Source organism: Micromonospora sp. DT201, assembly GCF_049841575.1.
Lineage (GTDB): Bacteria > Actinomycetota > Actinomycetes > Mycobacteriales > Micromonosporaceae > Micromonospora.
Window position 1 is genome coordinate 716437 of the sequence record NZ_JBNCKP010000001.1, and the last position, 13756, is coordinate 730192.

A 13756-nucleotide genomic window follows, 5' to 3' on the forward strand; every position below is an offset into this window, starting at 1 on the left:
ATAGACGTACGGAATGCTCACGCCGCTGCCTGACCGGGCCCGCTGAGTGCCTGGGCGTCGGCGGCGGCCATCTCTGCCCGCGCCGCAGCGATTTCTTCGAGGGTGAATGCGCCGTGTTCGGCCTGCCAGTCTGCGACCAATCGCCGCCCGACCCGCCGCCGGAGTTCACTTTCCGCCGCACTAGCGACCAGCCGTGACAGCGGAACACCGTCCTCACGAGCCGCGGCACCGAGCGCCGCCACCAACTCCTCAGGGAGGGTAACCGTGACCTTCTTGGCTGCCATACACCGACCATACAGTGATATGGCCGCTGAGGGCCGGCTATGCCTGTCGGTGGCCGATGGGGACTGCCTGCCCGTCCGGCATGATGGGATCATGACGACGGTTTGCCAACGTGAGCCTGGCAGGCTCGTCCAACGGGGTCAGGCATGACGGCCACGGGGATCGCCCCGGTGCTGCAGAGCCGGTTCAGCCCGCTGCGATTCGACCCTGACCACCAATTGTCCGACGCGGACGTGGCGATCCTGCTTGAGGCGGCCCGGTGGGCGCCGTCGGCCGGCAATTCCCAACCGTGGGCGTTCCACTTCCGTCGACGCGGAGACGCGGGGCACGCCCAACTGGTCGACCACCTCGCCGCGAGTTCACGCCGATGGGCCCCGCAGGCCAGCGCGCTGGTCGTGAACCTCGCGCAGCGGGAAGTGGACGACAGTGGGATCCAGTACTCCGAGTTCGCCGACTACGACCTCGGTCAGGCGGTCGCGCACATGACCGTGCAAGCCCACTCCATGGGCCTGGCGTGCCGCCAGTTCCGCGCCTTCGACCTCGACGCCCTCCACGACACCATCCGCGTCGCACCCGGTTGGCAGATACTCACCATGACCGCCATCGGCGTGGCAGCCGATGACGACCATCCCATCCCGCGACACCGCCGCAGCATCACCGACCTCGTCACCGCCGGAGTCACACCGCCCGACCGCGACACGACGGACCAGCCGCGTGGAGCGTAGAGCGGCGCGACTGCGGCTCAGTCCTGCTGGTCGCCCGCTCGGCGGGATGCGTGCTCATGACGGTCGACTGCTCGGGCGTGAGCGACCGCGAGTAGCCGGTCGATCTCGGGCAGCATCTGCGGGCCGGGCATGACGATGCTGCCGAAGCCGTACAGCGCGTAGCCCGGGTGCGGCACGAGGGTGTCCAACCGCGCGAAGTCGAAGGTGTGCCGGTGGTCCTCGAATGCCTTGGGCGGGAAGCCGAACAGCCTTTCGAACTCGGCTCGACCCAGGTCCAGGTTGAGGCGGAAGACACCGGGACGGTCAAGCTGCGAGGCCTCGTCGAAGCCGAGTACGTCGTGCTCGACGATGGTGGCGAACGGCTGGCGGCGATCCGGGCCGACGTAGAAGAACCGGTCGCCCCAGGCCCCCTCGGGTGACCCGTTCTCTTCGCTCGCCACGACCTGGTCGACGTCGGGCAGCGCGAGGATCCGATCCGCGAGCACGCTGGCGTCGACACCGGTCGGGATGTGCAGGACCGCATCGGCGTGTTCGATGGTGACCTGGTCCAGGGGGAAGTAGCGGTAGTCGTGCGATCTCTGCTCGGCCGGTCCAATCTCGGACGCGTGGACGTACCCGGGATGGTTGGTCTTCTGCTGGAGTCCGCCCTCGTAGGTCGACGGGTCGGGTGCTCCGATGCCGAGCGCGGGACTCGCGCCGAGGCTCCCGACGATCAGCGCGTACTGATCCTTCAGCAGCGATGCGATGATCGCGCCGGCGCCGGCCCACGACACCTCGGTCCCGGCCATCGTCATCGTGCTCTGGTGGCGCTGGAGGTGCGTGTTGTGCGCGAAGACCAGTGTGGGCCCGCGGTGTGCCTCGGCCGCCCGGATCGCGAGTAGGTTCTCGGCCATCAGCGCGTCCCGGACCCCGGCCAGGCGGGCGAAGCGTTCCTCGCGTTCCTCCTGCGCCAGTGGTGCGGCCGCCGCGGCGTGGTAGCGCAGCAACGCGACCGCGGACGTGGCGTGTACGAACGCCGTCTGCCAGCCCTCGGGCCGCCGGGGTGCCTGTAGGTACAACTCGGTCAGGAGGTCGTCGGCGACCACCCGCAGGCGCTGGGCGTTGGTCGAGCGGCCGATCGACCTGCCCGGCTCCCAGATCGCGGCCGTATCGCTCCACTGAGCCTCGTCCCCGATCAGGTCGTCGATCTCCGCTGACCGGTCGAGGCCGAGGAATTCACAGACCTGGGTCAGGTAGCGCCGTGGGCTCGGAGCGCCCTCGATCTCCAACGGGGCGTCGAACCCGTGGAACGTGAGGCGCTCGGCGACCGGCCGTCCGGCGTTCCACTCGCGCATCCGCAGCAGCAGGTCACGGTTGGCCGGAGCGGCGCCAAATCCGTGGGTGAACCCTTCGGCCAGTGCACGGTCGAGCGTCACGGCATCGACGCCCTGCACGAACTCGTCGGCGATCAGCCCCGCCGCCCGGTCGCTTTCCAGCGCGATCGACCGGTAGCCGTGTTCGGTCAACGACATGAAGGCTTCATTGCGGATCTGCAGGAAGGCGGACTCTCCATGCGTCGGCTCGCCGAGCGCGAGCAGGGTCGGAGATCCAGCAAGGAGGTCGAGAAGGTTTGTCACCCCATCAACCGTATCGTTGAACCAGCGGTTGAGGCTTACGAGCAATGGAGTGCGGTGACAGCCACAAAACCCTCAAACCATGGGGTACGTCGACCGGTCGACCTCGCGCGCGTACACGGACTGTCCGCGCAGGCCGTACGCAACTACGAACGAGATGGCGTCCTGCCGCCGGCCCAGCGCAGCTCGAACGGCTATCGCCGGTTCACCGAGGTGCACGCCAAGGCGCTGAACGCCTACCTCGCGCTGATCGCGGGCCACGGCTACGCGGCCAGCGGCGAGATCATGCGTGCCGTCAACCGGGGCGAGATCGACACGGCACTGCGTACGATCGACAACAGCCACGCCCTGCTGCAGCGCGACCGAGAGACACTGGACGCGGTCGAGACAGCGGTTGCACTTCTCACCGAGACGAAGCCACAACCGCAGAGCCGCAAAGCCGTGCCGATCAGCGTGCTGGCACACCGGCTCGGTGTGCGACCCGCCACGCTGCGGAAGTGGGAGCGGGCCGGGGTTCTGCGACCGGTGCGCGATCCGGCGACCGGCTACCGCGTCTACTCAGCTGACGACGTCCGCGACGCCGAGCTCTCCCACCTGCTGCGCCGCGGCGGGTACCGGCTCGACCACATCGCCGACGTGCTGCGTCGAGTGCGCGACGCCGGCGGAGCCGGGCCGCTCGCCGCTTCGCTGGGCCAGTGGCGGCAACGGCTCACCGAGCGCGGCCAGGCCATGCTCGCTGGGGCCGCCCGGCTTGCCGAATACCTCGACGCCGAAACCAGGGCTACCGTACGAACGCACTGATCGCGTGATGGCGCTGGGGTGGCCGGCGGCGCGTCAGCGCGCGGCGCCGTACGCCCGCAGGAAGGCCTGAACGCCTACCGCCGTGATCCGATCGGTCTCCTCGCGTGGCAGGGGGATGACGCCCCAGTAGGACCGCTGCATGATGTCCGCCGAGACCAGGGCCATGAAGTGGGCCGTGGCCTGGGTGGGATCGCCATGTACGTCGAGCAGGCCGTGGTCGGCCAGCGCGGCCATGACCACGGTCATCTCGCGGGAGACCGGGCGCGGCCCGGCCTCCTGCCAGGCGTCGAGGGCCTCGGTCGGGACGTGCCCGGCCTCGCCGTGGATGTGTCGGACCAGTGAGAAGTGGTCCCGGAAGTCCGTCATCAGGGCGACCCAGGCGCGTGCCAGGGCCAGCAGGTCCCGCTCAAGATCCTCTGGGCGGGGAGGGCGCTGCGGATCCAGGCACTTGCGCAGTCGGACGAGTTGCTCGTCCCTGACCTGCCCCGCACTCCACTGCATGACCGAGCGGAACAGGTCCGCCTTTCCGCCGGGGAAATGGTTGTACAGCGTGCGGGTGGAGGCGCCGGCCTCGGCGGCGATCGTGTCGATGCTGGCCCGGGTGTAGCCGTCCCGCCCGAAGACCTCGCAGGCGGCATGCGCGATCGCCGCTGCCTTGTCCCCTCGCCCGCGTCGCGGCCGGGTCGTTTCGTCCTTGGAGTCCGTGCTGGCCATCGTCGCCTCTCCCGCGTGCCGCTTCATCAATTACAACGGTGGTTGTAGTTTCTACAACGACCGTTGTAATCTACCGTACGCGTCGCATCGGGCGCACAAACAGCGAGCTGCCTGGGGGACCCGTCATGCCCGAAACCACCCGTGCCATTGAGCCGGCGACGGCTGAGAACGCCGCGCTACGGGTCGCCGTCATCGTCGGCAGCGCTCGCGGGGGCCGCGTCGGCCCATCCGTCGCCGACTGGTTCACCCGCCATGTCGGCGGACGCACCGACATCGAACTCGACGTCGTCGACGTCGCCGACCTGGATCTCCCCGTGGCCATGCCCGGCTGGGACGGTCTGCCCGCGCCTGCCCCGGCGATCCAGGTCACCCTCGCCAACGTCAGCTCCCGGCTCGCCGCCGCAGAGGCATTCGTCGTCGTCACCCCCGAGTACAACCACAGCTTCCCGGCCGCCCTGAAGAACCTCATCGACTGGCACTACGTCCAGTGGCAGGCCAAGCCAATCGGGTTCGTCTCGTACGGCGGGCTGGGCGGCGGCCTTCGAGCGGTCGAGCAGCTCCGGCAGGTCTTCGCCGAGCTACACGCCATGACGGTGCGCGACTCCGTCAGCCTGCACGGGCCGTGGTCAGGGCTGGGCGAGGACGGCGCACCACTCGACACCGCGGTGTGCGAGGGAGCCGCCAAGGGCATGATCGACCAGCTGGTGTGGTGGGGCCGCGCACTACGCGCCGCTCGCGCCAGGCAGGAGTACGGCAAGTGACGGCTGTGCGCGGCGTTGCAGGCCTTGCCGGAGAGCGGGGTTCCACCGAGGACAGCGGCTTGACCGGGACCACCGCTTCCACCGCCGACGGGCCCTCCCGGGGCCTGGCTGGTGTGCTCCTCGTCGTCGTGATCGGCTCGATCATGGCCGTGCTGGACGTCACGATCGTCAACGTCGCCCTGCGTCGGCTGGCGGTGGTGTTCGACGCGCCGCTCGCCGCCGTCCAATGGGTGGTCACCGGCTACACCCTCGCCCTCGCGGCGGTGATCCCGGCAGCCGCTTGGGCCATGTCGCGCTTCGGCGCGAAACGGACCTACCTGACCGCGATCGCCCTGTTCACCGCGGGCTCCGGACTGGCCGCGCTGTCCTGGAACATCGAGACACTTGTGCTGTTTCGGATCCTGCAAGGGTTTGGCGGCGGGCTGTTGGTGCCGGTCGGTATGGCGATGGTCATCCGGAGCGCCGACCGGGAACGGATGGGCAGGGCGATGGCCCTGCTCGGCATTCCGGTGCTGATCGGCCCGGTGAGCGGGCCGATCCTGGGTGGCTGGCTGATCGACACTGCGTCCTGGCACTGGATCTTCCTGGTCAACCTGCCCATCGGCGCGCTGGCGCTGGTGCTCGCGGCGCGGCTGCTGCGGCACGACAAGCCACAGCCGGCAAGCCGGTTGGACCTGCTTGGCCTGCTGACGCTGTCCCCGGGACTGGCCCTGCTGATCTACGGGCTGTCCACCGCCGGCGAGCGCGGCGACCTCACCGCACCGCAGGCGCTGCTGCCCACCGTAGCCGGGCTGTTGCTGACCATCGGATTCGTCGCCCGTGGCCTGACCGCCCGCGCTCCGCTGCTGCGACTGCGGCTGCTGCACGACCGGACCTTCGCGGCCGGCTGCACCGCCATGGTGCTGTTCCCGGCCGGATATTTCGGCTCCATGCTGCTGGCGCCGATGTACTACCAGACAGCGCGCGGGCTCGGTGCGACCGAGTCGGGCATGCTGGCAGTCCCACTGGCCGTCGCCGTCGGCGTCTCGATGCAGATCGCCACCCGCAGAGTCGACCGGGTGTCCCCGCGACTGATGGTCCTCTCCGGCATCCTCATCGCCGTGTGCGGTCTGTCGCTGTTCGCCGTACAGGTTGGGCTCCAGACGCCGTACTGGCGGTTGGCGGCAGCGCTGCTGGTGATGGGGGTCGGTGTCGGCATGGTGATGATGCCGGCGAACACGACGGCGATTCGAGGGCTGGCCACCGAGGACGTTCCGTCGGGCAGCACCTTGCTGAACATCGGCTCCCAGGTGGGCGTCTCGATCGGCACCGCACTGCTGTCAGTGGTGCTGGCGTCGAACACGGCACGTACCGGAGGCGGGACACCGTCGGCGGCCGCCTTTCAGCACACCTATTGGTGGGCGGTGACGCTGCTCGCCCTGGCGGCGCTACCAGCGGCGCTGCTGCCGCGACGACGGACGGGCGGGCCACCGGCGTCGGCCCCGCCAACGGGCGCGACGAGCGCGCCGCGCCTGCCCGACCCGGCCTGAACCAGTCGGCCTCTGAAGAAGGGCACACCATTCATGTACGCGGCAAGGCTGCACGAGTTCGGACCCGCCGGAAACCTTCAGTACGAGCAGATCGCCGCACCGGTGCCCGGGAAGGGAGAGGTCCGCATCGACGTGCGGGCCAGCGGCGTCCACTTCATCGAGACCACGTTGCGGTCCGGACGCGGGGTCGGCCCTCATCCCGCCCCGGCGTTGCCCGTCGTGCTGGGCAGTGAGGTCGCCGGGGTGGTGAGCGCACTGGGGCCGGACGTCGACGACAGGTGGTTGGGTCGTCCGGTGGTGGGCACGCTCGCGTCCTACGGTGGCTACGCCGAGCATGCGGTGGCTGCGATCGAATCCCTCCACGACCTGCCCGAGCAACTGAGCGCGGACACCGCCGTGGCGATGGTCACCACGGGTGCCACCACGCTCGGGCTGCTCGACATCGCGCAGCCCGTCCCCGGAGACGTCGCGCTGGTCACCTCGGCAGCCGGTGGCGTCGGCGCCCTACTCGTGCAGGCTCTACGTCGTCAGGGCGTCACCGTCGTGGGCTTGGTCGGTGGACCGGACAAGGTCAGGCAGGTCACGTCGTTGGGGGCCGACGTCGCCGTCGACTACCGGAACCAGCACTGGCCGGATGCGGTGCGGGCAGACCTTGGCAGCGGACGACCGGTAAACATCGTCTTCGACGGTGTCGGCGGAACCTCGGGGCGTCAGGCTTTCGACCTGCTCGGTCCCGGCGGGAGATTCGTGTTGCACGGCTGGGCTTCGGGCACCGCCACCCGCATCACCACCGACGACATCATCGCGCGGGCCAGCACCGTCACCTGGGCGCTGGGGCCACAGTTGCTGCGGCGAGCCGGCACGATGCACGAACTGCAGGCCCAGGCCATCCGTGCGGCCGCAGACGGCGCACTCACACCGCTGATCACCCGGTATCCCCTCAGCCGCGCCGAGGACGCGCACGCCGACCTGGAGAATCGTCGTGCAATCGGCAAGGTCATCCTCGTTCCATAGCCGCCGGCCCGCAGTCCGACGGGCTGCTCGGCCGTGAGCGATCGCGAGTAGCCGGTCAACCAGCACGAGCCTTGACCAACGAAGCGAAGACCACGACATTGTCCGAGTAGCCGGTCTCGCCGCCGACCCATTGGCCGCCGCAGGTGATCAGTCGAAGGCTCGGGCGGCTGAAGTCGCCGTACACCTCGTCCACCGGAAGTCGCCCCTTGTCGAACTTCTCCACCGAGTTCACCTCGAAGACCGCCACGCTGTGATCGGTGCGGGTGACCTCGATCTGGTCACCGTCTCGCAGCTCGCGAAGTTGGTGGAAGACTGCCGGCCCGCTGGTGGTGTCGACGTGCCCGACGATCACCGCCGGGCCGTACTGGCCGGGGGTGGGCCCCTGGTCGTACCAGCCGGCCTCCTGGGCGCGGGCCGCGTCCGGCACCGCGATGGTGCCGTCCGGGGCGATGCCCACATCGTGCACGGGTGCCTGCAGGTCGATCTTTTCAATGGCGAGGCTGGTCGGGCGACTTGCCGGCAGCACCGGGAACTTCTTCGGTGGCGGTCGCAGGCCGGCGCTGAGCCGGTCCGGCAGCAGGCTCATGCCGGTCACCTGCTCGACGCCGAGCATCGCCACGATCACCACCATCAGCGCGGCGATGGCAAGCACCGGCAGCCCCGGTCCCGTACCGAAACGGGGTCGGGCCAACCGCGACCCGGCCGGGCGGCGCGGTGGCAGCGGGCGTGCGGCCGGGTCGCTGGTGCTGACACTGGCCGACCCTGCCTGCCCGGCGACCCGACGCAGCCGGCCGGAGGCGCGGGCAACCAGCCGGCCGGAGGCGCGCAGCGCCGGCCCGGCCCGGAATCGGGCGCGTCCCTCCGGCCGCGCACGCGCGGCATCGCGGTCTGGCCGCGCACGCGCGGCATCGCGGTCTGGCCGCGCACGCGCGGCATCGCGGGTCATGGGTGATCCGGCTCAGGAGCCGGCTCCGCTCCGACGCCGGCCGCCCGCCATTCCGAGCGCGACCGCGGTGGCTACCAGCGCCACGCCGCCCAGCACCAGCAGCGAGCCGGTACCCCGACCGCTGGCCGTTCCGCCACCCCCGGTCGCCGGCCCCTTGCTGGGTGTTGCCATGTTCAGCACGGTCAGCGTGGTCGAGGCGGTCTGGCCGTTCTCGCAGCGCAGATCGACCGGATAGTCACGGGCCGGTTTGTCAGCCGGGATGGTGACCTTCGCGGTCAGGAAACCCTTGTCCGGCTTGAGCATCACGTGCCCGAACGCGTCGGAGTGCACGTTGGACTCCCGGTTGTTGTTGTCGTTGTCGCAGCTCGCCTTGATGGAGACCCGGCTGCCAGCTTGGGCGCTGTTTGGCATCACCTCGACGAAGACGTTCTCACCGGCGCGCGCCGGTGCGACCGACATCAGGACGAACGCCCCGATCAGCCCCACCAGTGTCAGTGCGGACGAGAGCGCGCGGTTGATCGTGCGGATTCCCTGCATGATTTCCCCCCAACCGGCGACGACCGCCGGAACCCTCCCCTGGGCACCGCGCTGCTTTCCCGCTACCCCAAGCCCAAACCGGCCCGCCCCAAGGCCCCCGACCACAGATTCCCCGCGATCTTGCACTTTCTGCACCGACAAATATCCGCACAGCCGACATTTCGCCGACACAAACTGCAAGATCGCGGGGCGGGGCGGGGCGGGGCGGGGCTCTGCACCACGCCGCCGCCTTCACCCGCTGCCCCACGCCAACTGCGCCTCTAGGCCGGCATCGGCGGGGGGTGCGGTGATCAATTGATGAAAAGTAGGCCGGAAATGCTCCTGGCACCTATTTTTCATCAATTGATCTCAGTAAAAGCGGTGCTCACCGGCTGGCGGGGGTACTGCCCGCGCCGACCCTCGTCGATCATGCAGTTGTGGTGCCTCGCATAAGTCGCGAATCGTCGCCAAACGCCCACCACAACTCCATGATCGGCGAGGGCGAGGGCGAGGGCGAGGGCGAGGGCGAGGGCGAGGGCGAGGGCGAGGGCGAGGGCGGGGGCGGGGCGGGGCGGGGCGAGGGGGCTGTATACGTCGATGGGCAGGACGCGGTCTCGGGGGTTAGCGCTTGTGGGGGGTGGGGAGGGGGGTGATCGGGTGCCAGTCGAGGGGGGAGGAGAGGACCATCGTGCTCGACGGCTGGCCGTACGGGGCGAGCCGGTCGATGACCCCCTCGAACGCGCCGATCGAGCCGGCGGCAACCTTGAGCATGCTGCACGCGTCCCCGGTGATCCGGTGGATCTCCAGGATCTCCGGCCAGTCGGCAACCGCCGGATCGTGCAGGATGCATCGCTGGCCGTAGCAGGACATCCGGATTAGCGCGACCACGGTGCGGCCGGCTCGGGTCAGGTCGACATGGGCGTGATAGCCGGTGATGACCCCGGCCTCCTCCAGTCGGCGAACCCGCTCCGCGACCGCCGGTGGGGACAGGTGCACCCGCCGGGACAACTCGCTGAAGGAGAGCCGCGCGTCGGCCTGCAACTCGCGCAGCAGGGCCCAGTCCATGTCGTCCACGCTCAGACCTTACTTTCGTGAACCGACTTCGCCTAGCTGCCTTCGGTTCGTCAGGAGAACGCTCGAAGTGCCGTTGATCCGGCATTCCGTATCCCGATCCGACCGCGGGATCATGACGTCGCTAGTCCGGGGGAGGGAGACGAATGGTGGATCAGACGGAGCGGCGGGCGCCGAACCGCCCCGCCTCAGTGCGACCGGTGACCCCGCGCCAGCGGGCCGCCCGCGCCGCGCGCAACGGTGGCGAGCCGACACTGGAGTTCGCCGAGAGGGTGCCGTACGACGCGTACGTGCAGGCCAGCGCCCTGCACCAGTTGCAGCAGCCACTCAGCAGCGACCCGGGCGAGATGTCCTTCCTGATGGTCAGCCAGATCATGGAGCTGTACTTCGGGCTGACCTGCCACGAGCTGCGGGAGGCCCAGCGTCTGCTGCGCGCCGACCAGATCTGGGACGCGCTGGCACCGCTGCGCCGCGCCGCCCTGCACCTGGAAGGGCTCAACGCCGCCTGGCAGGGTCTGCGCTGGATGACCCCGGCCGACTTCAACCGGTTCCGTAACCTGCTCGGCGAGGGCTCCGGCTTCCAGTCGGCGATGTACCGGCAGTTGGAGTTCCTGCTCGGGCTGCGCGACCCGGCGCTGATCAGGCCGTTCCGTCGGCAGACCGAGGTGCACGCCGCGCTGAGCGCCGCGCTGGCCACCCCGAGCCTCTGGGACGACGTACTCGCGCTGCTCGCCCGGCGTGGCTTCGACCTCCCCGCCGACCTGCTCAACCGGGACGTGGCCGTCGAGCACGATCCGCAACCGTCGGTCGAGGCGGCCTGGGTGCAGATCTACGGCGACGCCGGCCCGGACAACCACCTGCGACTGCTCGGCGAGGCACTGAGCGGTGTCGCCGAGGAGTTCGGCGACTGGCGCTGGAACCACGTCAAAGCGGTGCAGCGGACGATGGGCGCCAAGGTCGGTAGTGGCGGCTCGGCAGGGCTGGCATGGTTGCAGCGCAGCATGTCCCGGGTGGTCTTCCCGGAGCTGTGGTCGGCCCGTACCGCGATGTGACCGGAGAGCGAGACATGAACACCGCAGAACGAGAGGCGCACCGCCTCGCCGGAGGCGAGGCCGAAGCGCACCGCTTCGCCGGAGGCGAGGCCGAAGCGCACCCCCTCGCCGGAGGCGAGGCCGAAGCGCACCGCCTCGACGAAGCCGACCCCGGCCACCGGCACCTGTTCCACGTGCCGCCGGCCGACGGTGGCGACCACCCCGAGTCGGCGTACCTCGCCGGCAACTCGCTCGGCCTGCAACCCCGGGCCACCCGCGACGAACTTCTCGCCGACCTGGACGCCTGGGGGCGGCTCGGCGTCGAAGGACACCTTGAGGCGGAGCGCGCCTGGCTGCCGTACCACGAGCTGTTGACCGCGCCGGCTGCCCGACTCGTCGGCGGCCGGCCCGCGGAGACCGTGGTGATGAACTCGCTCACGGTCAACCTGCACCTGCTGATGGTGAGTTTCTACCGCCCGGCCGGTGCCCGCACCCGCATCGTCATCGAAGACGCCGCGTTTCCGTCGGACAGTTACGCCGTGCGCAGCCAGGCACGGTTCCATGGCCTGGACCCGGACGACACGGTGGTCCGGTTGCGCCCACGCGCTGGCGAGGACGCACTGCGCACCGAGGACGTGACCGACTACCTGGCCGCCGAGGGCGATCGGGTGGCTTTGGTGCTGCTCGGTGGGGTCAACTACCTGACCGGCGAGCTGCTGGACATTCCGGCGATCACGGCCGCCGGTCGGGCGGCGGGCGCGGTGGTTGGCTGGGACCTGGCCCATGCGGTCGGCAACGTGCCGCTGGCCCTGCACGACTGGGACGTCGACTTCGCCGCCTGGTGCTCCTACAAATATTTGAACTCGGGGCCGGGTGCCCTGGCGGGCGTCTTCGTGCACGAGCGGCACCTCAGCGACCCCGACCTGCCCCGCTTCGAGGGGTGGTGGAGCACCGCTGCGGCCACCCGCTTCGAGATGACGCCGGTGTCCCGTCCGCCGTCCACCGTGGAGGCCTGGCAGATCTCCAACCCGCCGATCTTCGCGATGGGCCCGGTGCGTACTTCGCTGGAGCTGTTCGACACGGTCGGCATGACGGCGCTGCGCGCACGCAGCCTGCGACTCACGGGTTGGCTGGAGTCGCTGCTCGACGAGGTCACCGCCGATCGGCCGCTGCGCGTCGTCACCCCACGCGACCCGGCCCGGCGGGGCTGCCAACTCTCGGTGCGCATCGGCGCCGGCAGCGCCGCCGAGCTGACCAAACGCCTGCGGTACGAGCACGGTGTGATCGCCGACGCCCGTGAGCCGGACGTCGTCCGGTTCGCCCCGGTGCCGCTCTACTCCACGTACCACGATTGTTGGCGGGCTGCCGCAGCGCTCGCGGCGACGATTGGTCAGGTGGCCTCATGACGTCCCGGCGCGACGAGATCGCGATCATCGGCGCCGGGCTGGCCGGCTGTCTCGCCGCCTGTTTCCTGGCCCGGCGCGGCTACCCGGTTACCCTCTACGAGCGCCGGTCCGACCCTCGTGCCGGCACGACCGAGCGGGGTCGCTCGATCAACCTGGCGCTCTCCGAGCGTGGGTTGGACGCGTTGCGCCGGATCGGGCTGGCCGAGCAGGTGATGACCGACGCGCTGCCGATGCGCGGCCGGATGATCCACCCGGTCGAGGGGGAGCAGCAGTTCCAGTCGTACAGCGCGGCCGGCGACCGGGCGATCAACTCGATCAGCCGGGGTGCGCTCAACAACGCCCTGCTGGACGAGGCCGCGGCGCTGCCCGGGGTACGGATCGTCTTCGACCATCGGCTGGTCGGGCTCGACCCGACCGACGGCACCCTGAGCTTCGAGACCCCGCAGGGCCCGGTCGCCGCCAAGGCGTCGGTCGTGCTGGGTGCCGACGGCGCCGGCTCCGCGGTGCGCGGGCAACTGCTCGCGTACGGGCTGCTGGACGAGAGCGTGGACTTCCTCGACTACGGCTACAAGGAGCTGACGATCCCGGCGCTGGGCGGGGACTTCGCCCTGGACCCGGACGCCCTGCACATCTGGCCGCGCGGCACCTCGATGATGATCGCGCTGCCGAACCCGGACCGCTCTTTCACCTGCACGCTGTTCTGGCCCAACGAGGGCACCGGGAGTTTCGCGGCACTGGACAGTCCGGCGGCGATCGAAGAGCACTTCGCCCAGCACTACCCGGACGTCATCCCACTGGCCCCGAACCTGGTCGACGACTACCAGCACAACCCGGTGGGTGTGCTCGGCACGGTTCGCTGCACCCCCTGGCAGGTCTTCGGGAAGGTCGGGCTGCTCGGCGACGCGGCGCACGCGATCGTGCCGTTCTATGGCCAGGGCGCCAACTGTGCGTTCGAGGACGTGGTCGAGCTGGACCGCTGCCTGGACGAGTGCGCCGACGACTGGTCGGCGGCGCTGCCGCTGTTTCAGCGACGCCGGCAGGAGAACGCCGAGGCCATCGCGACGATGGCGCTGACCAACTTCGTGGAGATGCGGGACAAGGTCGCCTCCCCGGTCTTCCAGCTCCGCCGCAAGGTGGAACACGCTCTGGAGCGGGCCCTGCCCGGCCGGTACGTTTCCCAGTACGAGCTGGTGTCCTTCTCCACCACGCCGTACGCGGAGGTGCGCCGCCGGGTCCGACGACAGCACCGGGTGCTCGGGGCGGTCGTCGGCGGAGCCGCGCTGCTGCTGATCGGCGCGATCGGGGCGGCACGGAGCCGAGGGAGGCGCGCATGACTGGCAACTGGGA

At 70.0% G+C, this 13756-nt stretch carries 14 protein-coding genes; 8 read left to right on the top strand and 6 right to left on the bottom strand.

Annotated features, from left to right (window positions below; translation table 11 throughout):
* Positions 1–17 precede the first annotated feature (17 nt).
* Entirely contained in the window at positions 18–284 is a 267-nt protein-coding gene (locus ACLQ28_RS03460) for a hypothetical protein (protein ID WP_425684701.1), read from the bottom strand.
* 144 nt (positions 285–428) lie between these two features.
* Here ACLQ28_RS03460 and ACLQ28_RS03465 point away from each other — a divergent pair, with 144 nt between their 5' ends.
* Complete coding sequence (locus ACLQ28_RS03465; RefSeq protein ID WP_425684702.1) at positions 429–1007, top strand: nitroreductase family protein; 579 nt, start codon at positions 429–431, stop codon at positions 1005–1007.
* A 17-nt stretch (positions 1008–1024) separates the two neighbouring features.
* Here ACLQ28_RS03465 and ACLQ28_RS03470 read toward each other — a convergent pair whose 3' ends face one another.
* Positions 1025–2623, bottom strand: a complete 1599-nt coding sequence (locus tag ACLQ28_RS03470; RefSeq protein WP_425684703.1) for a DUF6194 family protein — start codon at positions 2621–2623, stop codon at positions 1025–1027.
* A gap of 54 nt (positions 2624–2677) precedes the next feature.
* On the opposite strand from ACLQ28_RS03470, the gene ACLQ28_RS03475 reads away from it, so the two are divergent.
* Positions 2678–3421 (top strand): TioE family transcriptional regulator, encoded by a 744-nt coding sequence (locus ACLQ28_RS03475; RefSeq protein ID WP_425684704.1) that lies wholly within the window; start codon positions 2678–2680, stop codon positions 3419–3421.
* A gap of 33 nt (positions 3422–3454) precedes the next feature.
* Here ACLQ28_RS03475 and ACLQ28_RS03480 read toward each other — a convergent pair whose 3' ends face one another.
* Entirely contained in the window at positions 3455–4162 is a 708-nt protein-coding gene (locus ACLQ28_RS03480; protein WP_425684705.1) for a TetR/AcrR family transcriptional regulator, read from the bottom strand.
* 98 nt (positions 4163–4260) lie between these two features.
* Here ACLQ28_RS03480 and ACLQ28_RS03485 point away from each other — a divergent pair, with 98 nt between their 5' ends.
* The 3 genes from ACLQ28_RS03485 to ACLQ28_RS03495 are packed head-to-tail and all read left to right on the top strand — an operon-like array spanning position 4261 to position 7439.
* Positions 4261–4896: an NADPH-dependent FMN reductase gene (locus ACLQ28_RS03485; RefSeq protein ID WP_425684706.1), complete on the top strand. Its 636-nt coding sequence runs from the start codon at positions 4261–4263 to the stop codon at positions 4894–4896.
* A gap of 59 nt (positions 4897–4955) precedes the next feature.
* Positions 4956–6425, top strand: a complete 1470-nt coding sequence (locus ACLQ28_RS03490; protein WP_425684707.1) for a DHA2 family efflux MFS transporter permease subunit — start codon at positions 4956–4958, stop codon at positions 6423–6425.
* A 33-nt stretch (positions 6426–6458) separates the two neighbouring features.
* Positions 6459–7439: a zinc-binding dehydrogenase gene (locus ACLQ28_RS03495; protein WP_425684708.1), complete on the top strand. Its 981-nt coding sequence runs from the start codon at positions 6459–6461 to the stop codon at positions 7437–7439.
* A 55-nt stretch (positions 7440–7494) separates the two neighbouring features.
* On the opposite strand, the gene ACLQ28_RS03500 is transcribed toward ACLQ28_RS03495, so the two are convergent.
* The 3 genes from ACLQ28_RS03500 to ACLQ28_RS03510 form a co-directional block, all read right to left on the bottom strand.
* Entirely contained in the window at positions 7495–8268 is a 774-nt protein-coding gene (locus ACLQ28_RS03500) for a class F sortase (RefSeq protein WP_425684779.1), read from the bottom strand.
* Between the two features lie 129 nt (positions 8269–8397).
* A complete protein-coding gene (locus ACLQ28_RS03505; RefSeq protein WP_425684709.1) occupies positions 8398–8922 on the bottom strand; it encodes a hypothetical protein in 525 nt (174 codons plus the stop codon).
* Between the two features lie 600 nt (positions 8923–9522).
* The gene (locus tag ACLQ28_RS03510) at positions 9523–9975 is read right to left on the bottom strand and encodes an Lrp/AsnC family transcriptional regulator (RefSeq protein WP_425684710.1); all 453 of its coding nucleotides are present in this window, start codon (positions 9973–9975) and stop codon (positions 9523–9525) included.
* Between the two features lie 146 nt (positions 9976–10121).
* Between ACLQ28_RS03510 and ACLQ28_RS03515 the strand changes: the two genes are divergently transcribed.
* Genes ACLQ28_RS03515 through ACLQ28_RS03525 form a run of 3 tightly spaced genes read left to right on the top strand, consistent with a single transcriptional unit; the run spans position 10122 to position 13743 of the window.
* Positions 10122–11024 (top strand): tryptophan 2,3-dioxygenase, encoded by a 903-nt coding sequence (locus ACLQ28_RS03515; protein WP_425684780.1) that lies wholly within the window; start codon positions 10122–10124, stop codon positions 11022–11024.
* A gap of 14 nt (positions 11025–11038) precedes the next feature.
* Positions 11039–12409 carry a kynureninase gene (gene kynU, locus ACLQ28_RS03520; protein ID WP_425684711.1) on the top strand — a complete coding sequence of 457 codons (1371 nt, stop codon included), beginning with the start codon at positions 11039–11041 and terminating at the stop codon, positions 12407–12409.
* Entirely contained in the window at positions 12406–13743 is a 1338-nt protein-coding gene (locus ACLQ28_RS03525) for an FAD-dependent oxidoreductase (protein WP_425684712.1), read from the top strand. Before kynU ends, ACLQ28_RS03525 begins: the two co-directional genes overlap by 4 nt.
* Positions 13744–13756 lie beyond the last annotated feature (13 nt).